The sequence below is a fragment of the Variovorax sp. 38R genome (assembly GCF_014843395.1).
Taxonomy (GTDB): Bacteria; Pseudomonadota; Gammaproteobacteria; order Burkholderiales; family Burkholderiaceae_C; genus Variovorax; species Variovorax paradoxus_H.
Genome location: NZ_CP062121.1, coordinates 3,311,197 through 3,336,735 on the forward strand (window position 1 = coordinate 3,311,197; position 25,539 = coordinate 3,336,735).

Below are 25,539 nucleotides of genomic sequence, written 5' to 3' on the forward strand. Positions count from 1 at the left end.
AACTTCTCGAGCCATGGCCACCAAGAAACAAGACACCTCCTCCCGCATCGCCGACAACAAGAAGGCCGCCTACAACTATTTCTTCGAAGAACGCTTCGAGGCCGGCATGGTCCTCGAAGGTTGGGAAGTCAAATCGCTGCGCGAAGGCAAGGTGCAGCTGACCGACGGCTACGTGGTGATTCGCGACGGCGAACTCTACGTCGTGGGCCTGCAGATCAACCCGCTCAAGAGCGCCTCGACGCACGTCAATCCTGACTCGATCCGCACCAAGAAGTTGCTGCTGCACAAGGAAGAGATTCGTCGGCTCGTCGGCAAGGTCGAACAAAAGGGCTACACGCTGGTGCCGCTCAACCTGCACTGGAAGGCCGGCAAGGTCAAATGCGACATCGCGCTGGCCAAGGGCAAGGCCGAGCACGACAAGCGCGACACCATCAAGGACCGAGAAGGCAAGCGCGAGGTCGAACGCGCCATGAAGAGCCGCAGCCGCTGATCCTTCTTTTTTGCGCGGCATGGAATAAAGCGCGCTCTGTGGGCGTTTGTGCGGTGTCATCGGTCGTCGATGCCATCAACCCAGGAGTCTTTCCATGTCGCCTCTTCGTATTGCCTCCGTCGGCATCGCCGCCGCACTGCTCGCCCTCCCCGCATTCGCCCAGCCCAAGGCCGCCGATGGCGCGCTGGTCGGTGCGAACGGCATGACGCTCTACACCTTCGACAAGGACACGGCCGGCAACGGCAAGTCGGCCTGCAACGGCGGCTGCGCCACCAACTGGCCGCCCTTCATGGCGGCCGACAGCGACAAGCCGAGCGGCGACTTCACCATCGTCACGCGCGACGACGGCAAGAAGCAATGGGCCGCCAAGGGCTGGCCGCTGTACTACTGGGTGAAGGACACCAAGCCGGGCGACAAGACCGGCGACGGCGTCAACGGCACCTGGAAAACCGCCAAGCCCTGATACGGACAGGCTCCCGGCCCACCCATGGACGCCCGCCTGCTGGTCGAGCACATCCCGAGCCTGCGCCGCTATGCGCGCGCGCTCACGGGCAATGCCTGGGCGGCCGACGATTTAGTGCAGGACACGCTCGAGCGCGCCTGCGGCAAGTGGCGGCTCTGGGTAGTGGGCAGCGACCTGCGCGCCTGGCTCTTCACGGTCATGCACAACCTCTTCGCCAGCCAGGTGCGGCGCCGGCCGCCGCCGCATGCGGTCGTGCCGCTGGACGACGTGGCGCCCGAGTTGCTGCAAGGCGGCGCCGATCCGGGTCGCGACCCGGGCCTCGGGCTCGACCTGCAGCGCTGCCTGATGCAGCTGCCCGAAGAACAACGCGCCGTGCTGTTGCTGGTGACGCTCGAAGACCTGTCCTACGCCGAGGTGGCGAAAGTGCTCGGCATCCCGATCGGCACCGTGATGTCGCGCCTCTCGCGGGCCCGCCATCGCCTGCAGGAACTGATGGACGGCGCCGCCGCGCCCAGCCGCCCTGGCCTGCGCCGCCTCAAGTGATTTGAAGCTCTCGCCATGAACCGCCCCACCCTGCCCCCTACCGACGACGAGCTGCACGCCTGGGTCGACGGCCAGTTGCCGCCGGAACGCCGTGAAGCGGTCGAGGATGCGATCGCGCGCGATCCGGCCGTGGCAGCCCGCGTGGCGGCCTGGCATGCCCAGCGTGACGCCTTGCGCCGCCTGCACGGCGGCTTGCTCGACGAACCCGTGCCTGCGCCGCTGATGGGCGTGCTTGAACGGCGTCGTGCCGAGCCCGGTCGCTCTGCCCCCTGGATGCGCTGGGGCGGCATGGCCGCAGGCCTTCTGATCGCGTTCGCGGCCGGCTGGCTCGGCAATGCCCAGTGGTCGGGCGCGCCGCATGCGTCCGGGGCCTCCTTGGCCCGCGCACCGGCCGTGCGCGAGTTCGTCCGCGACGCCTCGGTGGCCCACGTCGTCTACACGCCCGAAAAACGGCACCCCGTCGAAGTGGCCGCCGCCGAGCAGCAGCACCTCGTGCAGTGGCTGTCCAAGCGCCTCGACCACCCGCTCAAGGTGCCCGACCTGTCCTCGCTCGGCTACACGCTGGTCGGCGGGCGCCTGCTGCCCGGCGAAACCGGCGCGCGCGCCCAGTTCATGTTCGAGGATGCGGCGGGCGAACGCATCACGCTCTACATCGGCACGCTCGACGCGCAGGCCGCGGACGCCGCTGCCTCGCGCGAAACCGCCTTCCGTTTTGCCTCGGACGGCGCCGTGCCGAGCTTTTACTGGGTCGACCGGGGCTTTGGCTATGCCGTGGCCGGTCGCCTCCCGCGCGATGCGCTGTTGAGACTCGCGACTCTGGCCTACCGCGAGTTATCGTAGCGACGGCATAAACTGCCGGTTCGCGCATTCACCTGGCTTGTTTTCGCGATTGATTTTTCAACTGAAGGAGAAACTGCATGAAATTGCTCAGCGCCTCGATCCTCGCAGCGGCTCTGCTCGCCGGCTGCGGCGGCATGTCCACCAAGACCGCTGGAGCGCCCGACACGCCCACCCGCACCGCCGACGGCGTGCTGGTCGGCCCGAACGGCATGACGCTCTACACCTTCGCCCGTGACACCGCCAATGCCGGCACCTCGGCCTGCAACGCCCAATGCGCCGCCAACTGGCCCCCGCTCGGCGTGGCCGATGCCGCCAAGCCCATGGGCGGCTACACCATCGTCGTGCGTGAAGACGGCAAGAAGCAGTGGGCCTACAAGGGCTGGCCGCTGTACTACTGGGCCAAGGACACCAAGGCCGGTGACAAGACCGGCGACGGCGTGGCCAACGGTGCCTGGAAAGTCGCCCGTCCCTGATGCCGCTGAAGTGATGGCGTCGGTCTGAACCGGCGCTTTCAGCGACCCAAGCCTCGGCATCCGCCGGGGCTTTTTTATGGGCGCACACGGCAGAATGACCTGATGACTTTTGCCGACACCCACCCGGATGCCTTCCAGGCGCTCCTGTCCCACGGCCTCATCACCGACGCGCAACACGACGCCGCGCTCGCGCACCCCGAGGCCCCCGCGCTGCCGCCGATTCCCGGCCCCGCGCATGCACTGGCCTGGATGCGCCTCAAGAACCTGATCACCGAGGAAGAAGTCGATGCCGCCGTGGAGCGCCTCGAAGACGCATCCCCAGCGGTCGCGGCGTTCACCGAAGCGGAAGACATCGCCTACGACGCAGACGACCTGCTGGACCTCGGCACGACCGGCATCACGCACGAGGCCGTGGTCGCGCTGTTCAACGAAGGACTGATCGACACCGAGACCCGCGACCTGGCGCTGAGTGCCGCGCCCCTCACCGGCGCGCCCGCCGCCCTGGGGCCCACGCTGGGCTGGCTGGTGACCGACGGTCTGCTCGATACGGAACCGTTCGAGGCGCTCCGCGCCCGTATCGCCGCCGAGCCAGCCTTTGCGACGGCAGCCGACCATCGGCGCATCCTCGACGAGGCTCAGGCGATCGTCGCCGCCGACGAGCAGGAGACCGCCGACATGCTCAAAGAGTTCGCGCGCAGCCAACAAGCCAGCTGGCGCAATTTCGGAATGATCGTGGTGGCCGTCGTGATCGTGATCGGCTGGTACCTCTTCGGCCACTGAGGGCCAGCGGAGGGTCAGTGCGCGCCCGGCAGCGCGCTGTCCGCCAGCGTGGTGCGGCGCCCGCGCAGCGCGAGCAACTCGTTGAACACCAGCGCCCCGATCACGAGCACGCCGCCCGTCAGCACGCTGGCCGCAGGCGTCTCGCTGGCGCCCAGCCAGGCCAGTGCGATACCGAAGATCACCTCGAGCAGCGCGAGCAACGCCACCTCGGGCGCCTTGAGCACCTGTGCGCACAGCACCGAGAGCACACAGGGAATCGCCAGCTGAAAGACTCCGAGGAAAGCCAGCAAGCCCAGGTCAAGCAGCCCGGCACGGAACGGCCAGGCCAGCGGCAAGGTGACGAGCGCGGAGAGGGTCGCACCAATCAGCACCGCGGGCACGAGGTCGACCTCCCGCCCCTTGGCGTGCGCATGCTGGACCACAGTCCATTGCGTCGCGCCGGCCAGCGGCACGCACAGTGCCACCAGCGTGCCGACGAGCGACCCGCCGCCACCGCCCAGCAGCTGCGTGCCGTACATCCAGCCGATGCCCAGCCCGGCGACCACGATGGCCGCCCAGGTCCGAGCAGGCAGCTTGTGCCCGATGAAGAGGCGGGCAGCGAGTGCAGTAAAGAGCGGCCCGAGCGACATCGTGACCAGCACGCTCGCAGTCGATGTCAGGGTCAGCGCCACCATGAAAGCCGTGAACATCACGGCCCAGCAGACGCCCGAGATCCAGAGCGACTGCCCGCCGCGGCGAAGCTGCGAGAACACCGCACGCCCCCGCCAAAGCGGCAAGATCACCAGCAGCGCCAGCATCGTGAAGAGGCTGCGCCAGAAGGTGATCTCGAAAATGTGCGCCTGCGCCAGGTGCCGTGTGACGACGCCCGCCGTGCCCCACATGAGGGTCACGACGGCCATCAGCCCGACTGCGGCGCCGTGCGTCAGGCGCATGGCCGATCGAAGGCGATCAGCCGTTCGACGTGTCGCGGCCGGCGCGCTTGCGGTCGCTTTCCTTCAGGAAACGCTTGCGCAGGCGCACGCTCTTGGGCGTGATTTCGACCAGCTCGTCGTCCTCGATGAACTCGACGCCGTATTCGAGCGTGAGGTCGATCGGGGGCGTGATCTTGATCGCGTCTTCCTTGCCGCTCACGCGGAAGTTGGTCAGCTGCTTGGTGCGCGTGGCGTTCACCACGAGGTCGTTGTCGCGGCTGTGGATGCCGACGATCATGCCTTCGTACACCGGATCGTTCGCCTTCACGAACATGCGGCCGCGGTCGTCCAGCTTGCCCAGCGCGTAGGTGAAGATTTCACCGTCGTCCATCGAGATCAGCACGCCGTTCTTGCGGCTGCCGATCTCGCCCTTGTGGGCTTCGTAGCTGTCGAAGATGTTGCTGATGAGGCCCGAGCCGCGCGTCAGGTTCAGGAATTCGTTCGTGAAGCCGATCAGGCCGCGCGCCGGAATGCGGTACTCCAGGCGCACGCGACCGCGGCCGTCCGGTTCCATGTTGACCAGCTCGCCCTTGCGCTCGCCCAATGCCTGCATCACGCCGCCCTGGTGGCCTTCTTCGATGTCGGCCGTGACCAATTCGATGGGCTCGTGCTTTTCGCCGTTCACGGTGCGGAACACCACGCGCGGCTTCGACACGGCCATTTCATAGCCTTCGCGGCGCATGTTTTCCAGCAGGATGGTCAGGTGCAGTTCGCCGCGGCCCATGACTTCGAAGATGCCTTCTTCGTCGGTCTCGCTCACGCGCAGTGCCACGTTGTGCTGCAGTTCCTTTTGCAGGCGGTCCCAGATCTGGCGGCTGGTGACGAACTTGCCTTCGCGGCCGGCCAGCGGGCTGGTGTTCACGCAGAAGTTCATGGTCAGGGTCGGCTCGTCGACCTTGAGCATGGGCAGCGGCGCAGGCTTGTCCTTGTCGGTCACGGTGACGCCGATGCCGATGTCGGTGATGCCGTTGATCAGCACGATTTCGCCGGGGCCGGCTTCGGTCGATTGCACGCGGTCCAGGCCCTGGAAGGTCAGCACCTGGTTGACGCGGCCCTTGACGGTCTTGCCGTCCGGACCTTCCATGACCAGCACGTCGGTCATGGGCTTGAGCGTGCCCTGGCTGATGCGGCCCACGCCGATACGGCCGACGAAGGTCGAGAAGTCGAGGGCGGAAATCTGCAGCTGCAGCGGCGCGTTCGGGTCACCCTTTTGCGACGGCACGTGCTTCAGGATGGTGTTGAACAGGGCCGACATGTCGGGGCCCCACTGCTCACCGGCTGCGCCTTCTTCGAGCGACGACCAGCCGTTGATGCCCGAGGCGTACACCACGGGGAAGTCGAGCTGTTCGTCGGTCGCGCCGAGCTTGTCGAACAGGTCGAAAGCGGCGTTGACGACCTTGTCGGGGTTGGCGCCCGGCTTGTCGACCTTGTTCACGACCAGGATCGGCTTCAGGCCCAGGGCCAGTGCCTTCTTGGTCACGAAACGCGTCTGGGGCATCGGGCCTTCCTGCGCGTCGATCAGCAGCACCACGCCGTCGACCATCGACAGCGCGCGTTCCACTTCACCGCCGAAGTCCGCGTGGCCCGGGGTGTCGACGATGTTGATGTGCGTGCCTTCCCAGGTCACGGCGCAGTTCTTGGCCAGGATCGTGATGCCACGTTCCTTTTCGATGGCGTTGTTGTCCATCACCGTGTCGACGACCTTCTCGTGTTCGGCGAAGGTGCCCGACTGGCGCAGCAGCTGGTCGACCATGGTGGTCTTGCCATGGTCCACGTGGGCAATGATGGCGATATTGCGGATTTGCTTGGTACTCATGGTGTCGCTTCGGTCTGTGGTGCGTTCAAAAGAATTTGCTGAATTTCGATGGGGTTCAGCAAGCGCCCCGGGATCAGTTCGCCGGCGCTCACATGGGCGGTGCCCAGGAACGCCTGCGGGTCGGTGCCGAACACGGCCACCGCTTCGGCATCGGCCCAGCCGCCGCGGCGGCGCAGGCCCGAAAGAAAACGTGCCGCATCTTCGGCGGCGAGCGTGACGCGGCTGTGGCCCTCGACCAGCGCTTCGGCAGGCAACAGGCGTGCCAGGCGCTCGTCTTCGGTCATGGCTTCGAGCGCCTCGATCGTGACGCACTGCGCCTCGCCGAAACCGCCCGTGGCCGTGCGGCGCAGGAAGCTCAGGTGCGCGCCGCAGCCCAGTGCCTCGCCGATGTCCTCGCCCAGGGTGCGAATGTAGGTGCCCTTGCTCACGCTCGCAACGATGCGGATGCTTGTGTCGTCCAGCCGCGTCAGCGCGAGCTTGTAGATGACGACGTCGCGCGGCGCGCGCTCGATCTCGATGCCTTCGCGTGCGTACTCGTACAGCGCTTTGCCGTCTTTCTTGAGCGCACTGTGCATCGGCGGCACCTGGCGGATCGGGCCTGTAAACAGCGCTTCGACGCGGGCCAGGTCTTCTGGCGACACCTGCACCGGGCGCTCGGCGATCACCTCGCCCTCGGCGTCACCGGTGGACGTCTTGACGCCCAGGCGCGCAATCGCCTCGTACGTCTTGTCGGCGTCGAGGTGCAGTTGACTGAATTTGGTGGCGGCGCCGAAACAAAGCGGCAGCACGCCTGTCGCGAGCGGATCGAGCGTGCCGGTATGGCCCGCTTTTTCGGCGCGCAGCAACCACTTGGCCTTTTGCAAGGCCTGGTTGCTGGAAAACCCCAGCGGCTTGTCGAGCAGCAACACCCCATGCACAGGGCGCCGCTGCACCCGTGTGCGTGGCGCGTTCATCGCTATTCGTCTTTCGAACGCGAAGCAACGGCCTGTGCGATGAGCGCATTCATGTCGGCCGCACGCTCGGTGGTGCGGTCGAACAGGAAGTGCAGCGTCGGCACGGTGTGGATATGCAGGCGCTTGAACAGGCCGTTGCGCAGGAAGCCTGCGGCCTGGTTCAGCGCTTCGGTGGTCTCGGCCACGTCGCCTGTGAGCAGGCTGAAGAAGATCTTCGCGTGCGCATAGTCGGGCGTGACCTCGACCGCCTGGATCGTGACCATGCCCACGCGCGGGTCCTTCAACTCGCGCGCGATCAGTTCCGTCAGATCGCGCTGGATCTGGTCGGCAACCTTGAACGCGCGGTTGGGGGCGGCAGCTTTTCTTTTCGGCATGGACTCTCTCGCTTCGAACGCTTACAGCGTCCGGGCGATTTCCTTGATCTCGAAGAATTCGAGCTGATCGCCTTCTTTGATGTCGTTGTAGTTCTTGAGCTTGATACCGCACTCAAAACCTTCACGGACTTCGCGGACATCGTCCTTCATGCGCTTGATCGAGTCGACTTCGCCGGTGTAGATCACCACGTTGTCGCGCAGCAGGCGGAAATGCGCGCTGCGGTTGACCGAGCCCGAAGTGACGTACGAGCCGGCCACAGTGCCGATCTTCGAGGCCACGAATACCGTGCGGATCTCGGCCGAGCCGATGATCTCTTCGCGGCGCTCCGGTGCCAGCATGCCCGACATCGCGACCTTGATCTCGTCGACGGCGTCGTAAATGATGCTGTAGTAGTTCAGCTGCACGCCGTTGCCTTCGGCCAGCTTGCGCGCACCGGAATCGGCCCGCACGTTGAAGCCGATGACCACAGCCTTCGACGCGATCGCGAGGTTGATGTCGCTTTCGCTGATGCCGCCGACGCCGGCGTACACGATCTGCACCTTGACCTCTTCGGTCGCCAGCTTGAGCAGCGACTGGGCCAGTGCTTCCTGCGAGCCCTGCACGTCGGCCTTGATGATCAGGCGCAGCGTCTGCACTTCGCCCGCCGACAGGTCGGTGAACATGTTCTGCAGGTTTGCGGCTTGCGCCTTCGCCAGCTTGGTGTTGCGGAACTTGCCCGCACGGTAGGTCGCGATTTCGCGCGCACGGCGCTCGTCGGCCATCACCATGAACTCGTCGCCCGCTTGTGGCACTTCGGTCAGACCCTGGATCTCGACCGGGATCGACGGACCCGCCGACTTGATGGACTTGCCGTTTTCGTCCAGCATGGCGCGCACGCGGCCATAGGTCGAACCCGCCAGCACCACGTCGCCGGTCTTGAGCGTACCGGACTGGATCAGCACGGTGGCCACGGGGCCGCGGCCCTTGTCCAGCTGCGCTTCGATGACCAGACCCTTGGCGGCGGCATCCACCGGCGCCTTGAGTTCCAGCACTTCGGCTTGCAGCAGCACCTGTTCGAGCAGGTCGTCGATGCCCTGGCCGGTCTTGGCCGACACCGGCACGAACGGCACGTCGCCGCCGTACTCTTCAGGCACGACCTCTTCGGCCACGAGTTCCTGCTTCACGCGGTCCAGGTTGGCGTCGGGCTTGTCCACCTTGTTGATCGCAACCACGATCGGCACACCGGCCGCTTTCGCGTGCTTGATGGCTTCCTTGGTCTGGGGCATGACGCCGTCGTCTGCCGCCACCACCAGGATCACGATGTCGGTGGCCTGCGCACCGCGGGCACGCATGGCGGTGAACGCCTCGTGACCCGGGGTGTCGAGGAACGACACCATGCCGCGTTCGGTTTCGACGTGGTAGGCACCAATGTGCTGCGTGATGCCGCCGGCTTCGCCCGCGGCGACCTTGGCGCGGCGGATGTAGTCCAGCAGCGAGGTCTTGCCGTGGTCGACGTGACCCATGACGGTCACGACCGGTGCGCGCGGCAGGGCTTCGGCGGTTTGCGCCGACACGTCCTCGTCGGTGAAGGCTTCCGGGTCGTCCAGCGCGGCAACCACCGCGTTGTGGCCCATTTCCTCCACGATGATCATCGCGGTGTCCTGGTCGAGCGACTGGTTGATGGTCGCCATCATGCCCAGCTTCATCAGCTGCTTGATGACTTCCTGTGCCTTCACGGCCATCTTGTGCGCGAGCTCGGCGACCGTGATGGTCTCGGGCACGTGCACTTCCAGAATGCGCGCCTCGACCGGTGCGGCCGGTGCGTGCTGCTCGTCGTGACCGCCACGGTCGTTGCCGCGACGGCCACGCGGGCCTCCGCGCCAGTTGCCGCGACTGACACCCCCGCTGGCATCGCCGCGGGTCTTGATTTCCTTCTTCTTGGCAGGATCGCCAGCCCAGCTCGACGAGAGCTTGGCGGACTTGACTTCCTTGCCCGCACCGGCTGCGCCGGGTGCTGCTGCAGCGCCTGCCGCGGCAGGCGCGCCAGGACGTGCTGGCGGCGTAGCCGGCTTGTGCAGCGTGCCCTTGACCGCCGACTTTTCAGGCTGCGGCTTCTCGGGCGCCTTGTGCGGCACCAGCACGCGGGCCGGTGCATTCATCATGGCGCGGATGGCCTCGGCTTCGGCGAGGGCCTTGCGGCGACGCTCGTCAAGGTCCTTGGCGCGGGCAGCTTCTTCGTCGGCACGGGCCTTCGATTCGGCGGCGGCCTTGGCCTTGGCGTCTTCCTTGGCTTGCGTGGCGGCGTTCTGTGCAGCCAGCTTGGTGTCGGCAGCCTGCTTTTCGGCAGCGGCAGCGGTTTCTGCAGCAGCGGCAGCGGCAGCAACGGCGGCCGGTGCGGCCGGGGCAGCCACCGGCTGCTTCGCGGCTTCCTTGGCCGATGCGGCGGCGGCTTCAGCGGCCCTCTTCTCGGCGTTCAGGCGCGCAGCTTCCTGCTCGGCCTGTTCAGCGCGCTCGGCCTTTTCGGTCTGCTCGCGTTCGCGGGCTTCGGTTTCTTCGCGCTGGCGGCGCTTCTCGGCCAACTCTTCTTCCTGGCGGCGGATCAGCTCGGCCTGGCGGCGTGCGTCTTCCTCGCGACGGGCCAGTTCGGCTTCGTCGATGTGAGGCGCGCTCGGCGCCGTTTCGGTCGCCTGCTGCTGCGAGCCTTCAGCCGTGGCCGGGTGGCCTTCATCGCGCTGGATGAAGGTGCGCTTCTTGCGCACTTCGACCTGGATGGTGCGGGCGCGGCCGGTGGCGTCGGCCTGCTTGATCTCGCTGGTCGACTTCTTGGTCAGCGTGATCTTCTTGCGCTCGGGCTCGGTCGTGCCGTGGCTGGCCTTCAGGAAACCGAGCAAGCGCTGCTTGTCGGCCTCCGTGAGTGCATCGGTGGCGGCCGCTTTGGGCACGCCTGCGCTCTTGAGCTGGTCAAGCAAGGTTTCGGGAGTCTTCTTGAGCTCGTTCGCGAACTCGGCGACAGTGGTACTGGACATATTGCTTTCGTGCCTCCATACCGTCACTCTTGGCCGGCGAACCAATGTTCGCGGGCTTTCAAGATGAGGGCTTTGGCGTCATCGGCGCTCAGGCCGGTGATTTCGGTGAGTTCATCGACCGCGAGGTCGGCCAGGTCGTCACGGGTGTTCACACCCGCTTCGGCCAACTGGGGAATCAGGTCGGGGTTGAGGCCTTCGAGGTCACGCAGGTTCTGCGAAACGGTTTCGACGCCTTCTTCCTTGGCGATTTCCATGGTCAGCAGCGCATCCTTTGCACGGGCGCGCAGCTCATTGATGGTGTCTTCGTCGAAGGCCTCGATCTCAAGCATCTCGGAGATCGGCACGTAGGCCACCTCTTCGAGGCTGTTGAACCCCTCCGAAATCAGGATGTCGGCGATTTCCTCGTCGACATCGAGCTTTTCCATGAAAAGCTTGCGGCTGGTATCGGTTTCGACGGCCTGTTTCTGGGCCGACTCGTTGGCGTCCATGATGTTGATCTTCCAACCGGTGAGGTCGGAAGCCAGACGCACGTTCTGGCCGCCGCGGCCGATGGCGATCGCGAGGTTTTCCTCGTCGACCACCACGTCCATGGCGTGCTTTTCTTCATCGACCACAATCGACGAGACGTTGGCCGGCGCCAGGGCGCCGATCACGAACTGGGCCGGGTCTTCGCTCCACAGCACGATGTCCACGCGCTCGCCAGCGAGTTCGTTGGTCACGGCGTTGACGCGGGTGCCGCGCACGCCGACGCAGGTGCCGATCGGGTCGACACGCTTGTCGTGCGAGAGCACGGCGATCTTGGCGCGCGAACCGGGGTCACGGGCGCAGCTCTTGATTTCGAGCAGGCCTTGTTCGATTTCGGGCACTTCCTGGCGGAACAGCTCGATCATGAACTCGGGGGCCGAGCGCGACAGGATGATCGGCGCGCCGCGCAGCGTCAGGTCGACCTCCATGATCATGGCCCGCACGCGGTCGCCGTTGCGCAGGTTTTCCTTGGCAATCATCTCGCTGCGGCGCAGGCGGCCTTCGACGCGCCCGGCTTCCACGATGATGTCGCCCTTGTCCAGGCGCTTGACGGTGCCCACGAAGATCTTGTCGCCGCGCGACATGAAGTCGTTGAGCAACATCTCGCGCTCGGCGTCGCGGATCTTCTGCAGGATCACCTGCTTGGCAGCCATGGCGCCAATGCGGCCGATCGGCACCGAGTCCACCGATTCCTCGATGTACTCGCCGACTTCGATGTCCGACATTTCTTCCTTGGCCTCGAACAGGAGGATTTCCTGGTCGGGCAGCTGCAGGCCGGCCTCATCGGGAACGACGTGCCAACGGCGGAAAGTTTCGTAGTCGCCGCTGTCGCGATCGACCGCCACGCGGATATCCACGTCACCCTGATGGAGCTTCTTGGTGGCTTGCGCCAGTGCGGATTCGACTGCGCCGAAGACCACGTCGCGTTCGACGTTCTTCTCGCGCGAGATCGCATCCACCAACATCAACATTTCGCGATTCATGCCACCACTCCTCTTGTTCAGTCCGGAACACTCGTTCCGTCGTCAATATCTGAAAAACCCGGTTGGGTTTTGGCCTTGCGGCCCTTGAAGTCCACGATTGGCGCCAGCCGCGCGTCGCGCAGCTCGTCCAATACGAAGCCCAGCGCATGCAACGGTGCAGGCGCGCGCTTCTTGCTCACTTTTTGCCCGGGCTTGGCCTTGGGCTCGTCGCTCCAGACGACCTGCCAGCCCGAACCGCTCTCGGCACGCTCCAGCGTGCCGCGAAACTTCTTGCGCGTGGCCGACACCTGGCCCGCCGCGGCAGCCCCCATGGGCGCCTTGAGGGTGAGATCAATCACCGCGCCCACGAATCGCTCGAAATCCTGTTCATTGCGCAAGGGGCGATCGATACCGGGCGAGGAGACCTCGAGCCGCTTGTAATCGACCGCATCGACTTCCAGCGCAAATTGCAGCTGGCGCGTCACCTTTTCGCAGTCTTCCACCGTCACAAAGGGCTCGGGAGTGCCGGCCGCCACAGCTTCGAAGGTGGGGGGCGTCCAGGGCAAATCAATCGTCACGCGCAGCAATCCTCCGGCCGAGCGCTCGACCTCGACCAGGTCGTAGCCGAGACCGGCCACGGTTTGTTCTACTGTTTGCTGCAATGCCACGTGTTTGAAAGCGCCTTCTGAATCAATACCCAAGCCGCAGCACCCGCCCACCACGGATGCCACGACGCCAAATAATTGCTGCTTGAGAATGCATAGACCAAAAAAAACGGGCGGTTGGTACCCGCCCGTTTGGTCGTGAGCCTCGAATTATATGCTATTCGCGTGCATAAATGAAGGACATCGGTATTCAAGCAGCCTGTGAACGACGGTATTTCGACCAAACCACGGCAAACAACACCGCGCCGAGTGCCAATGCAGCCGCCGCCACCAGCAAAGGCAGCTCGAAAGAGCCGGTACGCTGCGCCAGCGGCGCCGCAAAAAGCGGCCCGATGATCTGCCCCACCCCGTAGGACGCCGTGGCGTAGCCGATCAACCCGGCCGCCGCGTTGCCGCGCAGCCGGCGCGCCTCCCGCATGGCAAAAAGCGTGATCGCGGTGAAAGGCATGCCGAGCAACAGGCTGCCGAGCGCAAAACCCGCAATGGTCGGCCAAGCCACTGAAAACACGACGCCGAGCGCCTGCAATGCATAAGCGGCGGCCAGCAGCAGCCGGTTGTCCCAATGCACCGGGGCACGGGCGCCGATCAACGCGCCGGGAATGATGGCCGCCCCGAACAGCGGCCAGAAGAAATCCGGCCACGGCGATCCGGGCAATGCCTGCCGGGCGATCACTGGCAGGAAGGTGGCAGTAATGATGTAACCAAAGCCTGCCAAACCATAGAGCGCGACCAGCCAGATCGCGTCGCTGCGCGCCGAGGCCGATCCAGAGGCGCTGCCCGCTGCAGCCGCCGGACTCGCTGTCGCCCCGCCAGCTATACCTCCTACCCGCTCGCCGTCGTCGAACACCCGCCAGATCACGGCAATCAGCACCACCGCCAGCAGCCCCAGGCCGATCCAACCCGCCTCAGAGCCCCAACGCCCGAGCGCGCCGCCCAGCAGCCCGGTCATGGCGATCCCGATGCCCGGCCCCGTATAGATCACGCCGGCCAGCATGGGCGAGTTCGTCTCGGCCAGCCGGCGCAGCCCCCAGCCCGAGGCGAACACGAAGACCCAGGCGCTCATCACCCCAGCCGCCGCGCGCAACACGCCCCACCCGATGAAGCTGTGCAGCAACCCCATGCCGACCAGCAGCGCCGCCGTGGCCAGCAGGCCGCCTCGCACCATGCTCGACGCCTTGATGCCGATGGCCGCACAACTGACCGCGCCGAAGAAATAACCCAGGTAATTAAGAGAGGCCAACAGCCCGCCGCCGGCCAGCTCGAGTTTTCCCTCGCTCAGCATGATGGGCAGCATGGGCGTGAAGGCGAAGCGCCCCAGGCCCATGGCCACCGCCAGCGTGACCATGCAGGCCAGCGCCGCGCGCCAGGCGCCGCGCCGGTCGTGTCCGATTCCCGACATTTCTTGCAGTCTCCGTTTTTTATTCCAGCAGCGCCGCAGCCACCAGCTTCTGTGTGTAGGGATGCTCAGGGGCGTCGAGGACGCGCAGGGCCGGCCCGGACTCGAGGATCGCGCCGTCCTTCATCACGATGACCTGGTGCGCCATGGCGCGGATCACCTCGACGTCGTGCGTGATCAGCAGGTAGCTCAACCCCCGTTCGCGCTGCAACCGCTGCAGCAGGCCGAGCACCTGCTTCTGGATGGTCACGTCGAGCGCGCTGGTGGGCTCGTCGAGCACCAGCAGCCGCGGATCGACGATCAGCGCCCGGGCGATCGCCAGCCGCTGGCGCTGCCCGCCCGAGAACTCGTGCGGATAGCGGTCGAGCAGCGCGGGAAACTGCGCCTCGCTCAGCCCCACGTCGGCCAGCGCCGTGAGCGCGCGCGCCCGGCGGGCGGCGGTGTCGAGCTCGGGCGCATGCACGCGCAGCCCCTCGCCCACGATCTGCTCCACCGTCATGCGCGGCGAGAGCGACGAGAACGGGTCCTGGAACACCACCTGCATCGTGCGGCGCAGCGCGAGGTCGGAGGCGCGGTCCACCGCCCAGCCCTTCCCCGTCACCTGCAGTTCGCCCCGGTGCTTGAGCAGGCCGAGCGCGGCCAGCGCCAGCGTCGACTTGCCCGAGCCCGATTCGCCGACCACACCCAGCGTCTCGCCGGGCGCGATCCGGAAATCGGCGCCTTGCACAGCAACGAACTCGCCCTTGCGGAACCAGCCCGCAAAGCCCGGGATCGACACCGGATAGCTGACGCGCAGCGCCCGGGCTTCGAGCACCGGCGGCGCCGCGCCGTCTGCGGCGGCCTCGGCCACGTCGCGTGACGGGTGGCTGTCGATCAGCTTGCGGGTGTAGGCATGCTGTGGCGCCTCGAACACCGTGCCCACCGGGCCGTGCTCGACGATGTGACCGCGCTCCATCACCGCCACGCGGTCGGCGAAGCGGCGCACCAGGTTCAGGTCGTGGGTGATGAGCAGCACGGCCATGCCGTACTTGCGCTGCAAGTCGGCCAGCAGCTCGAGGATCTGCGCGCGCACCGTGACGTCGAGCGCCGTGGTCGGCTCGTCGGCCAGCAGCAGGCGCGGCTTGCAGGCCAGCGCCATCGCGATCATCGCGCGCTGGCGCTGCCCGCCGGACAGCTGGTGCGGATACGCCCTCGCCCGCCGCGCCGGCTCGGGAATGCCGGTGTCGGCCAGCAGCTGGACAGAAGCCTCTTGCGCGGCGCGGGCCGACAGCCCTTCGTGCAGCTCAAGCACCTCGGCGATCTGGTCACCCACGGTGTAGAGCGCGTTGAGCGCGGTCATCGGCTCCTGGAAGATCATCGCGATCTCCTTGCCTCGGATGCCGCGCAGTTCGCGCTCCGGAATCGACAGCAGATCGCGCGCGCCGCGCCGGTCCTGTGACCCCGACAGGGTCGCCACGCCGGCGAGATCGGCGTTCTGCACCAGCCGCAGCAGCGAGAGCGCCGTGACGGTCTTGCCCGAGCCCGACTCGCCAACCAGCGCGAGCTTTTCTCCCGCCGCGATCTGCAGGTCGATGCCATGCACCACCGGCTTGCCGCCGAACGAGACGCTCAGCCCCTTCACATCGAGCAAGGGTTGGTTCTTCGTCGTGTCGCGCGTCGTCGTCATTTGTCGGCCTTCCGGGGGTCGAGCGCATCGCGCAGCGCGTCGCCCATGAAGGTCAGCAGCATCAGCGTGACGACCAGCACGCAGAAGGTGGACAGCGAAATCCACCACGCATCGATGTTCCCCTTGCCCTGGCTCAGCAGTTCGCCAAGCGACGGCGTGCCCGGGGGAACGCCCAGGCCGAGGAAGTCGAGCGAGGTCAATGCGAGGATGGCCGCACTCATGCGGAACGGCAGAAAAGTGACGACCGGCACCATGCTGTTGGGCAGGATGTGGCGCCACATGATCTGCAGGTTGCCCACGCCGAGCGCCCGTGCGGCGCGCACATAGTCCATCTGGCGGTTGCGCAGGAACTCGGCGCGCACGTAGTCCGACAGCCCCATCCAGCCGAACAGGCTCAGCAGGATCAAGAGCAGCGACACGCTCGGCGTGAAGATCGCGCTGAAGATGATCAGCAGGTACAGCTCGGGCATCGCGCTCCAGATCTCGATCAGACGCTGGAAGGTCAGGTCGATCTTGCCGCCGAAGAAGCCCTGCACAGCGCCAGTCGCGATGCCCAGCACCACCCCGACCACCGTGAGCGCCAGCGCGAACAGCACGCTCACGCGAAAGCCGTAGATCAGCTGGGCCAGCAGATCGCGCCCGCGCTCGTCGGTGCCGAGCAGGTTCTCGTGCGACGGCGCCGCGGGGTTCGGCGGCTTCGAGAAATAGTTGAGCGTGGTCGGGCCGTAGCGATTGGGTGCATACAGCGCCCAGTTGTCGCCCTGGGTGATGCGCTGCTCGATGAACGGGTCGAGGTAGTCGGCGGGCGTTTCGAAGTCGCCGCCGAAGGCCTTCTCGGAATAGTCGCGCAGCACGGGGAAGTAGGTCTGGCCTTCGTAGCGCACCACCAGCGGCTTGTCGGTGGACAGCACGTCGGCGAACAGGCTCAGCACCACCAGCGTCGAGAAGACGACGAGGCTCCAGAACCCCAGCGGGTTGCGGCGGAAACGGCGCCAGGCACGGCGCCCGGGGCTCAGGGACACGGCGGCGGCTTCAGTCAAACTTCACCCTCGGATCGACCCAGACGTAGCAAAGATCGGAAATGAGCTTGGTCACCAGCCCGATCAGCGTGAACAGATACAGCGTGCCCAGGAACACCGGGTAGTCGCGCCGCAGCACGCTCTCGTAACTGAGCAAGCCCATGCCGTCGAGCGAGAACAGCGTCTCGATGAGCAGCGCACCCGAAAAGAAGGCACCGATGAAGGCCGTCGGAAAGCCCGTGATGATCGGTATCAGCGCGTTGCGGAACACGTGCTTCCACAGCACCTGCCGCTCGGCCAGCCCCTTGGCGCGCGCCGTCAGCACGTACTGCTTGCGGATCTCCTCGAGGAAGGAATTCTTGGTGAGCATCGCGGTGATCGCGAAGCTGCCCAGCACCATGGCCGTCACCGGCAAGGTGATGTGCCACAGGTAGTCGACGATGCGGGCGCCCCAGCTCAAAGACTCCCAGTTCGGCGAGGTCAGCCCGCGCAGCGGAAACCACTGCAGTTGGCCGCCGAAGATCACCAGCAGCGCCACGCCCAGCACGAAGCCCGGAATGGCGTAGCCGACGAGCACCAGCAGCGTCGTGAAGAAGTCGAAGCGCGAGCCCGCGCGCACCGCCTTGGCCACGCCCAACGGCACCGCGATGAGGTAGCTGATGAAGAAAGTCCACAGCCCCAGGCTGATCGACACCGGCAGCTTCTCCTTGATCAGCTGCCACACGTCCTTGCTCTGGAAGAAGCTCTTGCCCAGGTCGAAGCGCGCGAACTGCTTGAGCATCTGCCAGAAGCGCTCGGGAGCCGGCTTGTCGAAACCGTACAGTGCCTTGATCTCGGCCACCTGCTTGGCGTCGAGTGTGCGGCCGGTGGGGCCGCCCGAGATGCGGCTCTCTTTGTTGGTGAGTTGCGAAAGCAGCTGCTCGGCCGGACCGCCGGGCACGAACTGCACGATCGCGAAATTGAGCAGCAGCACGCCGAACAGCGTGGGAATGATCAGCAGGAGGCGTCGGATCAGGTAGGCGGCCATGCGGTGGGTCTGCTTTTTCTTTTACTTGGCGCTCGAGTCGATCCACCACATCGTCAGCATCGCCGACCCTGCCAGCAGGCGCTGCGGCAGGGGCGCGTCCGGACGGCGCAGCTTGCGCTTGTGGGCAATGAAATACTGCTTGCCGTAGTACATCGGGGTCATGTAGTGCTGGTGGAGCAAGTAGCGGTCCAGCAGCCGCGCGGCCGCCGCGAGCGAGGCGCGGTCGTGGCTGTTGACGATCACCTCGACAATCTCGTCGACCACCGGGTCGCTGATGCCGCTCAGGTTCTGGCTGCCCTTCTCGCTCGCCGACTTCGAACCGAAGTCGTCGTACAGCTCGTTGCCCGGGCTCGATGAGCCGCCCACGAGGCTGATGGCCATGTCGAAATCGAAGTCGTCCAGTTTCTTCTTCAAGAGGCTCGGGTCGCGCAGGCGGTACTCCAGCCGGATGCCCAGCTTGCCGAGGTTGCGCGCATACGGCGCCAGCACCACGTTGGAGCTGCGGTCGGCGATGTCGATGGTGATCACGAACGGCGTGCCGGCCTTGTCGCGCAGCGCGCCGTCGCGGTAGGTCCAGCCGGCCTCCTTCAGCAACTCTTGCGCTTTCACGAGGTTGCGCCGCAGGCCGTCGGCGGTGTCGCCGCTGCTGTCGGGACGCGGCAGTTCGCCTTGGGTGTTGTCGATGTAGCGCTGCTTGTTCTTGAGCTTGTCGATCAGCGCCTGCTCCTCGGGGCTGACCGCGGGCTGGGCCATGAGGTCGCTGCTGTTCTGGAAGTAGCTCTGCGTGCGCCCGCGGCGCCCGTAGAACAGGTGGGCGTTGAGCCAGTCGAAATCGAAGGCCAGCGCCAGCGCCCTGCGCACGCGCATGTCGGCAAAGCGCGGCTGCCGCAGGTTGGGCGCCAGGCCCTGCATGCCGGTGAAGCGGCGGTGATCGATCTCTTCCTTGACCAGCTCGCCGGAGTCGAAGCGGCGCCCCTTGTAGCGGCGCACCCACGCGATGATCGAGCGCTCTTCCATCGCGTCGAGCGCGCCGGCCTTGAGCGATTCTTCCTCGCCGAGCGCGTCCTTGAAGTACTGGTACGACACCGTGTCGTAGTTGAACATCCCCTTGCGCACGGGAAGGTTCGCGGCCCAGTAGTCCGGGCGCCGGCGGTACGAGATGAACTTGCCGTAGTCGACCTTGTCCACGATGTAAGGCCCGCTCGCGATCGGCGGCTCGGTCACGATCTGGTCGAAGGGCTTGCCCTTGCCCCAGGCGCTGGAGAACACCGGCAGCCCGCCGATGATCATGTGCAGCTCGGCGTTCTGGCGCACGAAGTCGAAGCGGATGGTGCGCTCGCCCGTCACCACGGCCTCCTTGATGTCGGCCCAGTACGAGCGAAAGGTCGGCCCGGCCGCCTTGCTGCGCAGCGTGTCGAAGGAGTACTTCACGTCTTTCGCGAGCACCGGCGAGCCGTCGGAAAAGCGCGCCTTGGGATTCAGCCGGAACGTGACGCTCAGCCGGTCGGGCGCCAGCTGGATGTCTTCGGCCAGCAGGCCGTACTGCGAGAAGGGCTCGTCCTCGCTCGGCGTGGTCAGCGAGTCGAAGAGCAGGCCGTACTCCGAGAACACGAAACCGTTGGCGCTGTAGCCCATGCCCACCGGGGGCACGCCGCGCAAGGTGAAGGGGTTGAGCTTGTCGAAGCCGCCGGCGGCCGACAACGTGAGGTCGCCGCCCTTCGGCGCGTTGGGGTTCACGTAGTCGAAATGCGTGAACGACGCCGGGTACTTGGGTTCGTAACCCATGCCCAGCCCGTGCGCTGCCCACGAGGGCAGCGCCAGGAGCGCCAACATCCAGAGCAACCAACCTCGCATGCGAGAATTCTGCCCAAGATTTTCACGAGGCAACTTCATGGGCTTTCTTTCCGGCAAGAAACTGTTGATCACCGGTGTGTTGAGCAATCGCTCCATTGCATATGGCATTGCCAAGGCCTGTCACGACCAGGGCGCGGAGCTCGCCTTCAGTTATGTCGGCGAGCGATTCAAGGACCGTATCACCGAATATGCCGCAGACTTCGGCTCGAAACTGATTTTCGACTGCGACGTGAGCGACGACGCGCAGATCGACAAGCTCTTCGCCGACCTCGCCCAGACCTGGCCCACCTTCGACGGCTTCGTGCATAGCATCGGTTTCGCCACGCGTGAATCGATCTCCGGCGACTTCCTGGACGGCCTCTCGCGCGAAGGCTTCAAGATCGCGCACGACATCAGTGCGTACAGCTTCCCGGCCATGGCCAAGGCGGCCCAGCCCTACCTCAACGCCAAGTCGGCCCTGCTCACGCTGACCTACCTGGGCGCCGCGCGCGCACTGCCCAACTACAACACCATGGGCCTGGCCAAGGCCTCGCTCGAAGCCTCGGTGCGCTACACCGCCGCCTCTCTCGGCCCGAAGGGCATGCGCGTGAACGGCATCAGCGCCGGCCCGATCAAGACGCTGGCAGCCAGCGGCATCAAGGGCTTCGGCAAGATGCTCGCGGCCGTGGCCGACGCCTCGCCCATCGGCCGCAACGTGACCATCGAGGAAGTCGGCAATGTGGCCGCCTTCCTGCTGAGCGACCTCGCCAGCGGCGTGACCGCCGAGATCACCTATGTGGACGGCGGCTTCAGCAACGTGGTCGGAGGCATGGCGGAGTAATTCGCACCACCCTCGGGCGCTCGGCGCCCACCGACGCCCCACTCCATCGCAATCACCGTGTTGAACCGACGCTCCCTCCTCCTGTTCGCGGGACTGGGCACGGCCCTTTTCGGCCATGCCACCTTCGCGCGCGCGGCCGCGCCCTCCCTGATGCTGGCCGAGGTGTACCGCCCCGGCATGTCGCTTGCGGGCTACTGGGTCAGCGAGAAGTTCGACGGCCTGCGCGGCTACTGGGACGGCCAGAAACTCTGGACGCGCGGCGGCGAGCCTGTCATGGCGCCCATCTGGTTCACCGCCTCGCTGCCCAAGCAGCCGCTCGACGGCGAACTGTGGGCCGGACGCGGGCGCTTCAATCACGCGCTGTCGACCGTGCGCAGCCAGACGCCCAACGACGCCGCCTGGCAGGAAATCCGTTTCATGGTGTTCGACCTCCCGGCCCAGGGCGGCGACTTCAACACGCGCCTCGCGGCGTTGCGCAAGCTGCTGCCGATCACCGACGCCCCGTGGGTCATGGCCGTGCCGCAGCAGCCCGCGACGACGCACGAGGACCTGCAGGCGCTGCTCGACAAGACCGTGAAGATGGGCGGAGAAGGTCTGATGCTGCACCGGGGCGCGTCGCTGTACCGCGGCGAGCGCAACAACGACCTGCTCAAGGTCAAGCCCTTTGACGACGCCGAGGCCCGCGTGGTTGCGCACCTGCCCGGCAAGGGCAAGCACCATGGCCGGCTCGGTGCGTTGATGGTCGAGATGCCCGGCGGCCAGCGCTTCCGCCTCGGCACCGGCCTGACCGACGCCGAACGCGACCAGCCGCCGCCGATCGGCAGCCTGGTGACCTACCGCTACAACGGCACGCACCCGAGCGGGTTGCCCAAATTCGCCCGCTTCATGCGAATCCGCGAAGGCTAGAACTTCGCGCAACGCGCGTGCCCCTCACCGGGGCACGTCTTCCGCTCAGCTTGGCTGACGCACGCAGTCCGCGTAGTACCGCTTCTTGCCCGTCTCGTCGATGCGCGCCACCAGACCGTGGATGTCGGTCTCGAAGCCCGGGCACTGCAGGTTGAACTCGCGCGAGAACTTCAGGTAGTCGACGATCTTCTTGTTGAACACTTCGCCCGGAATCAGCAGCGGAATGCCCGGCGGGTACGGCGTGATCAGGCTCGTGGTGATGCGGCCTTCGAGTTCGTCGATCTCCACGCGCTCGGTCTTGCGGTGCGCGATGTGGGCGAAGGCGTCGCTGGGCTTCATGGCCGGCGTCAGGTCGCTCAGGTACATCTCGGTCGTGAGGCGCGCCACGTCGAAGCGCGCATACAGCTTGTGGATGTGCTGGCACAGGTCGCGCAGACCGAGCTTCTCGTAGCCCGGGTGCTGCTGGCAGAACTCGGGCAGGATGCGCCACATCGGCTGGTTGCGCGCGTAGTCGTCCTTGAACTGCTGCAGCGCCGTGAGCAGCGTGTTCCAGCGGCCCTTGGTGATGCCGATGGTGAACATGATGAAGAAGCTGTACAGGCCCGTCTTCTCCACGATCACGCCGTGCTCGGCCAGGAACTTGGTGACCACGCTGGCGGGGATGCCGGTCTCGGCAAAGTTGCCTTCGAGGTCGAGGCCGGGCGTGACGATGGTCGACTTGATCGGGTCGAGCATGTTGAAGCCGTCGGCCAGGTCGCCGAAGCCGTGCCAGTTGCGCGGCGACGACTTCTTGCTCTTGGCGCGCTTGGAAGGCAGGGCGTCTTTCTCGCCCTTCATGATCCAGTCTTCGGCGCGGCCGATGCCTTCGTCGACGAGCTTCTCGGGGCCCCAGACCTTGAACCACCACTCGTCCTTGCCGAACTCTTCCTCGACCTTGCGCATGGCGCGTCGGAAATCGAGCGCTTCCAGGATGCTCTCTTCCACCAGCGCGGTGCCGCCGGGCGGCTCCATCATGGCGGCGGCCACGTCGCAGCTCGCGATGATCGCGTACTGCGGGCTGGTCGACGAGTGCATCAGGTAGGCCTCGTTGAAGAGGTCGCGGTCGAGCGCGCGGTTCTGCGAGTCTTGCACCAGCACATGGCTGGCCTGGCTGATGCCGGCGAGCAGCTTGTGCGTCGACTGCGTGGCGAACACCAGCGAATCCTTCGGGCGCACGCGGCGCTTGCCCATCGCGTGGTACGCGCCGTAGAACGGGTGGAAGGCGGCGTGCGGCAGCCAGGCTTCGTCGAAGTGCAGCGTGTCGACGTAGCCGTCGAGCATGTTCTTGATGGTCTCGGTGTTGTAGATCACGCCGTCGTAGGTCGACTGCGTGAGCGTCATCACGCGCGGCTTGACCTTGTTCGGGTCCACATCGGCCAGCAGCGGGTTGGCCTTGATCTTGGCCTTGATGGCGCTCTGCTCGAACTCGCTCTTGGGAATCGGTCCGATGATGCCGAAGTGGTTGCGCGTGGGCTTCATGAACACCGGAATCGCGCCGGTCATGATGATCGCGTGCAGGATCGACTTGTGGCAGTTGCGGTCGACCACCACCACGTCATCGGGCGCCACCGTGTGGTGCCACACCATCTTGTTGCTGGTGCTGGTGCCGTTGGTCACGAAGAAGCAGTGGTCGGCATTGAAGATGCGCGCCGCATTGCGCTCGCTGGCCGCCACCGGGCCGGTGTGGTCGAGCAGCTGGCCCAGTTCTTCCACGGCGTTGCAGACGTCGGCGCGCAGCATGTTCTCGCCGAAGAACTGATGGAACATCCGGCCCACCGGGCTCTTCAGGAACGCCACGCCGCCCGAGTGGCCCGGGCAGTGCCAGGAGTACGAACCGTCTTCGGCGTAGTCGATCAGCGCCTTGAAGAACGGCGGCTGCACGCCTTCCAGGTAGCTCTTGGCCTCGCGGATGATGTGGCGCGCCACAAATTCGGGGGTGTCCTCGAACATGTGGATGAAGCCATGCAGCTCGCGCAGGATGTCGTTCGGGATGTGGCGCGCGGTCTTGGTCTCGCCGTAGATATAGATCGGCACGTCGGCGTTCTTGCGACGCACCTCGCCGATGAAGCTGCGCAGGCTCAGCACGGCCGGGTCGAGGTCGGGACCGACCGAAAATTCTTCGTCGTCGATCGACAGGATGAAGGCGCTGGCGCGGCTTTGCTGCTGCGCGAACTGGCTCAGGTCACCGTAGCTCGTGACGCCCAGCACCTCGAAGCCCTCGCTTTCGAAGGCCTGCGCGAGCGCGCGGATGCCGAGGCCCGAAGTGTTTTCGGAGCGGAAGTCCTCGTCGATGATGACGATGGGAAAGCGAAATTTCATGAGCGGGGCTCCGGACAGGCAGTCAGACAGGCAATGAGCGAGGCGCGAAGTGTACGGAATTCGGATGACGGGTTGCGACGGCCCCGTTCAAGCCCGCAGAGGCGCGCAACCGCGAAGGGCCCCACCGGGCGCCATACCCCTACGCGACACAGGCGCATGACGCGCCATGCCGCAGAATGGCGACGGTCCAAGTAACAAAACAAGAGAGGAGTTGCCATGGGACATCCCACCTTCTGGTGGCTGATCGCAGGCGCGGCCATCGTGGCCGAGTTGTTGTCCGGCACGGTGTACCTGCTGCTGCTGGCCACGGGCTTCGCGGCCGCCGCCATCGCCGCGCACCTGGGCTTCGGCCTCGTCACGCAGTTGCTGGTGGCCGCCGTGGTCGGCGTGGGCTCGGTCGTGACCTGGTACCTGATCCGGCGCAACCGTCCGGCTACGCCCTCCAGCGATCTCAACCTGGACATCGGCGAGAGCGTGTTCGTCGATGCATGGAACCCCGACGGCACCGCCACCGTGCGCTACCGCGGCTCGCAATGGACCGTCGTGCTGCGCGCGGGCCATGCGCCCTCCACCGGCGAACACCGCGTGGTCGAGGTCATCGGCAGTCGCCTCGTGGTCGACAAGATCTAGCAGTTCAATCGGTCAGTCAGAAAAACGTATTCGAAAAGGAAGCACACCATGGAATTTTCCGTTCCTCTCATCATCCTGGTCATCGCGATCATCTTCATCAGCCAGTCGGTCAAGTTCGTGCCGCAGCAGAACGCATGGGTGCGCGAGCGCCTGGGCAAGTACCACGGCACCATGACGCCCGGCCCGAACTTCCTGATCCCCTTCATCGACCGCGTGGCCTACAAGCACAGCCTGAAGGAAATCCCGCTCGACGTGCCCAGCCAGATCTGTATCACGCGCGACAACACGCAGCTGCAGGTCGACGGCATCCTGTACTTCCAGGTGACCGACCCGATGCGCGCGAGCTACGGCTCGTCGAACTACATCGTGGCCGTGACCCAGCTCGCACAGACCTCGCTGCGCAGCGTGATCGGCAAGCTCGAGCTCGACAAGACCTTCGAAGAGCGTGACGTGATCAACGCCCAGGTGGTGGCCGCGATCGACGAAGCCGCGCTCAACTGGGGCGTGAAGGTGCTGCGCTACGAAATCAAGGACCTGACGCCGCCGAAGGAAATTCTGCTGGCCATGCAGGCGCAGATCACCGCCGAACGCGGCAAGCGCGCGCTCATCGCGGCCTCGGAAGGCCGTCGCCAGGAACAGATCAACATCGCCACCGGCGAACGCGAAGCCTTCATTGCCCGCTCCGAGGGCGAGAAGCAGGCGCAGATCAACAACGCGCAGGGTGAAGCCGCCGCCATCACCGCAGTGGCCACCGCTACGGCAGACGCCATCGAACGCGTGGCCGCCGCCATCCAGAAGCCGGGCGGCGAACAGGCCGTGCAGCTGAAGGTGGCCGAGCGCGCCGTCGATGCCTACGGCAAGGTGGCCGCCGATTCGAAGACCACGCTCATCGTGCCGAGCAACATGACCGAGACGGCCGCGCTGATCTCGTCGGCCATGCGCATGATCCAAACCGGCAAAAGCTCTGGCCCGACCTGAAAACGGCTAAAAACCCGCGCTACA

General features: G+C 65.8%; 23 protein-coding genes. 10 read left to right on the forward strand and 13 right to left on the reverse strand.

The genetic code is table 11. The features are described 5' to 3' along the window. Positions 1–13: 13 nt before the first annotated feature. The 6 genes from smpB to IG196_RS15200 all read left to right on the forward strand — a co-directional run bounded on the left by smpB (position 14) and on the right by IG196_RS15200 (position 3,589). The gene (gene smpB / locus IG196_RS15175; protein ID WP_042576821.1) at positions 14–490 is read left to right on the forward strand and encodes an SsrA-binding protein SmpB; all 477 of its coding nucleotides are present in this window, start codon (positions 14–16) and stop codon (positions 488–490) included. A 94-nt stretch (positions 491–584) separates the two neighbouring features. Continuing rightward, a complete protein-coding gene (locus IG196_RS15180) occupies positions 585–953 on the forward strand; it encodes a hypothetical protein (RefSeq protein WP_192196792.1) in 369 nt (122 codons plus the stop codon). Between the two features lie 24 nt (positions 954–977). Next, positions 978–1,496, forward strand: a complete 519-nt coding sequence (locus IG196_RS15185) for an RNA polymerase sigma factor (protein WP_192196793.1) — start codon at positions 978–980, stop codon at positions 1,494–1,496. Positions 1,497–1,511: 15 nt separating this feature from the next. After that, positions 1,512–2,336: an anti-sigma factor family protein gene (locus IG196_RS15190; RefSeq protein WP_192196794.1), complete on the forward strand. Its 825-nt coding sequence runs from the start codon at positions 1,512–1,514 to the stop codon at positions 2,334–2,336. Positions 2,337–2,413: 77 nt separating this feature from the next. Continuing rightward, complete coding sequence (locus tag IG196_RS15195; RefSeq protein ID WP_101491674.1) at positions 2,414–2,809, forward strand: ATP-binding protein; 396 nt, start codon at positions 2,414–2,416, stop codon at positions 2,807–2,809. Positions 2,810–2,911: 102 nt separating this feature from the next. After that, positions 2,912–3,589: a hypothetical protein gene (locus IG196_RS15200; protein ID WP_101491675.1), complete on the forward strand. Its 678-nt coding sequence runs from the start codon at positions 2,912–2,914 to the stop codon at positions 3,587–3,589. Between the two features lie 14 nt (positions 3,590–3,603). Here IG196_RS15200 and IG196_RS15205 read toward each other — a convergent pair whose 3' ends face one another. The 12 genes from IG196_RS15205 to IG196_RS15260 all read right to left on the reverse strand — a co-directional run bounded on the left by IG196_RS15205 (position 3,604) and on the right by IG196_RS15260 (position 19,823). Beyond that, positions 3,604–4,521: a DMT family transporter gene (locus IG196_RS15205; protein WP_192196795.1), complete on the reverse strand. Its 918-nt coding sequence runs from the start codon at positions 4,519–4,521 to the stop codon at positions 3,604–3,606. A 16-nt stretch (positions 4,522–4,537) separates the two neighbouring features. Beyond that, the gene (gene typA / locus IG196_RS15210) at positions 4,538–6,376 is read right to left on the reverse strand and encodes a translational GTPase TypA (RefSeq protein WP_099789291.1); all 1,839 of its coding nucleotides are present in this window, start codon (positions 6,374–6,376) and stop codon (positions 4,538–4,540) included. After that, positions 6,373–7,329, reverse strand: coding sequence for a tRNA pseudouridine(55) synthase TruB (gene truB, locus IG196_RS15215; RefSeq protein WP_192196796.1), 957 nt, complete (start codon positions 7,327–7,329; stop codon positions 6,373–6,375). Before truB ends, typA begins: the two co-directional genes overlap by 4 nt. A 2-nt stretch (positions 7,330–7,331) precedes the next feature. Next, on the reverse strand, positions 7,332–7,703 hold the full coding sequence (rbfA, locus tag IG196_RS15220; protein WP_101491678.1) for a 30S ribosome-binding factor RbfA: 372 nt from the start codon (positions 7,701–7,703) through the stop codon (positions 7,332–7,334). A gap of 21 nt (positions 7,704–7,724) precedes the next feature. Beyond that, positions 7,725–10,709 (reverse strand): translation initiation factor IF-2, encoded by a 2,985-nt coding sequence (infB, locus tag IG196_RS15225; protein ID WP_192196797.1) that lies wholly within the window; start codon positions 10,707–10,709, stop codon positions 7,725–7,727. Between the two features lie 23 nt (positions 10,710–10,732). Continuing rightward, the gene (nusA, locus tag IG196_RS15230) at positions 10,733–12,217 is read right to left on the reverse strand and encodes a transcription termination factor NusA (protein WP_099789297.1); all 1,485 of its coding nucleotides are present in this window, start codon (positions 12,215–12,217) and stop codon (positions 10,733–10,735) included. 17 nt (positions 12,218–12,234) lie between these two features. Then, complete coding sequence (rimP, locus tag IG196_RS15235) at positions 12,235–12,864, reverse strand: ribosome maturation factor RimP (protein ID WP_192196798.1); 630 nt, start codon at positions 12,862–12,864, stop codon at positions 12,235–12,237. A gap of 187 nt (positions 12,865–13,051) precedes the next feature. Beyond that, the gene (locus IG196_RS15240; RefSeq protein ID WP_192196799.1) at positions 13,052–14,260 is read right to left on the reverse strand and encodes a YbfB/YjiJ family MFS transporter; all 1,209 of its coding nucleotides are present in this window, start codon (positions 14,258–14,260) and stop codon (positions 13,052–13,054) included. Positions 14,261–14,279: 19 nt separating this feature from the next. After that, complete coding sequence (locus tag IG196_RS15245) at positions 14,280–15,923, reverse strand: ABC transporter ATP-binding protein (protein ID WP_192196800.1); 1,644 nt, start codon at positions 15,921–15,923, stop codon at positions 14,280–14,282. Beyond that, complete coding sequence (locus IG196_RS15250; RefSeq protein WP_192196801.1) at positions 15,920–16,963, reverse strand: ABC transporter permease; 1,044 nt, start codon at positions 16,961–16,963, stop codon at positions 15,920–15,922. The genes IG196_RS15245 and IG196_RS15250 overlap by 4 nt, the downstream gene beginning before the upstream one ends. Then, the gene (locus IG196_RS15255; protein WP_101491683.1) at positions 16,956–17,969 is read right to left on the reverse strand and encodes a microcin C ABC transporter permease YejB; all 1,014 of its coding nucleotides are present in this window, start codon (positions 17,967–17,969) and stop codon (positions 16,956–16,958) included. Before IG196_RS15255 ends, IG196_RS15250 begins: the two co-directional genes overlap by 8 nt. 21 nt (positions 17,970–17,990) lie before the next feature. Next, positions 17,991–19,823, reverse strand: coding sequence for an extracellular solute-binding protein (locus tag IG196_RS15260; RefSeq protein ID WP_192196802.1), 1,833 nt, complete (start codon positions 19,821–19,823; stop codon positions 17,991–17,993). Positions 19,824–19,860: 37 nt separating this feature from the next. Here IG196_RS15260 and fabI point away from each other — a divergent pair, with 37 nt between their 5' ends. Both fabI and IG196_RS15270 read left to right on the forward strand, forming a co-directional pair. Continuing rightward, positions 19,861–20,643: an enoyl-ACP reductase FabI gene (gene fabI / locus IG196_RS15265; protein ID WP_192196803.1), complete on the forward strand. Its 783-nt coding sequence runs from the start codon at positions 19,861–19,863 to the stop codon at positions 20,641–20,643. Between the two features lie 57 nt (positions 20,644–20,700). Then, on the forward strand, positions 20,701–21,549 hold the full coding sequence (locus IG196_RS15270) for a DNA ligase (protein WP_192196804.1): 849 nt from the start codon (positions 20,701–20,703) through the stop codon (positions 21,547–21,549). Positions 21,550–21,594: 45 nt separating this feature from the next. Here IG196_RS15270 and IG196_RS15275 read toward each other — a convergent pair whose 3' ends face one another. Further along, on the reverse strand, positions 21,595–23,907 hold the full coding sequence (locus IG196_RS15275; protein WP_192196805.1) for an arginine/lysine/ornithine decarboxylase: 2,313 nt from the start codon (positions 23,905–23,907) through the stop codon (positions 21,595–21,597). A gap of 216 nt (positions 23,908–24,123) precedes the next feature. Between IG196_RS15275 and IG196_RS15280 the strand changes: the two genes are divergently transcribed. Next, positions 24,124–24,537 (forward strand): NfeD family protein, encoded by a 414-nt coding sequence (locus IG196_RS15280; RefSeq protein ID WP_192196806.1) that lies wholly within the window; start codon positions 24,124–24,126, stop codon positions 24,535–24,537. A gap of 48 nt (positions 24,538–24,585) precedes the next feature. Beyond that, entirely contained in the window at positions 24,586–25,515 is a 930-nt protein-coding gene (locus IG196_RS15285; RefSeq protein ID WP_099789315.1) for an SPFH domain-containing protein, read from the forward strand. Positions 25,516–25,539: the final 24 nt, after the last annotated feature.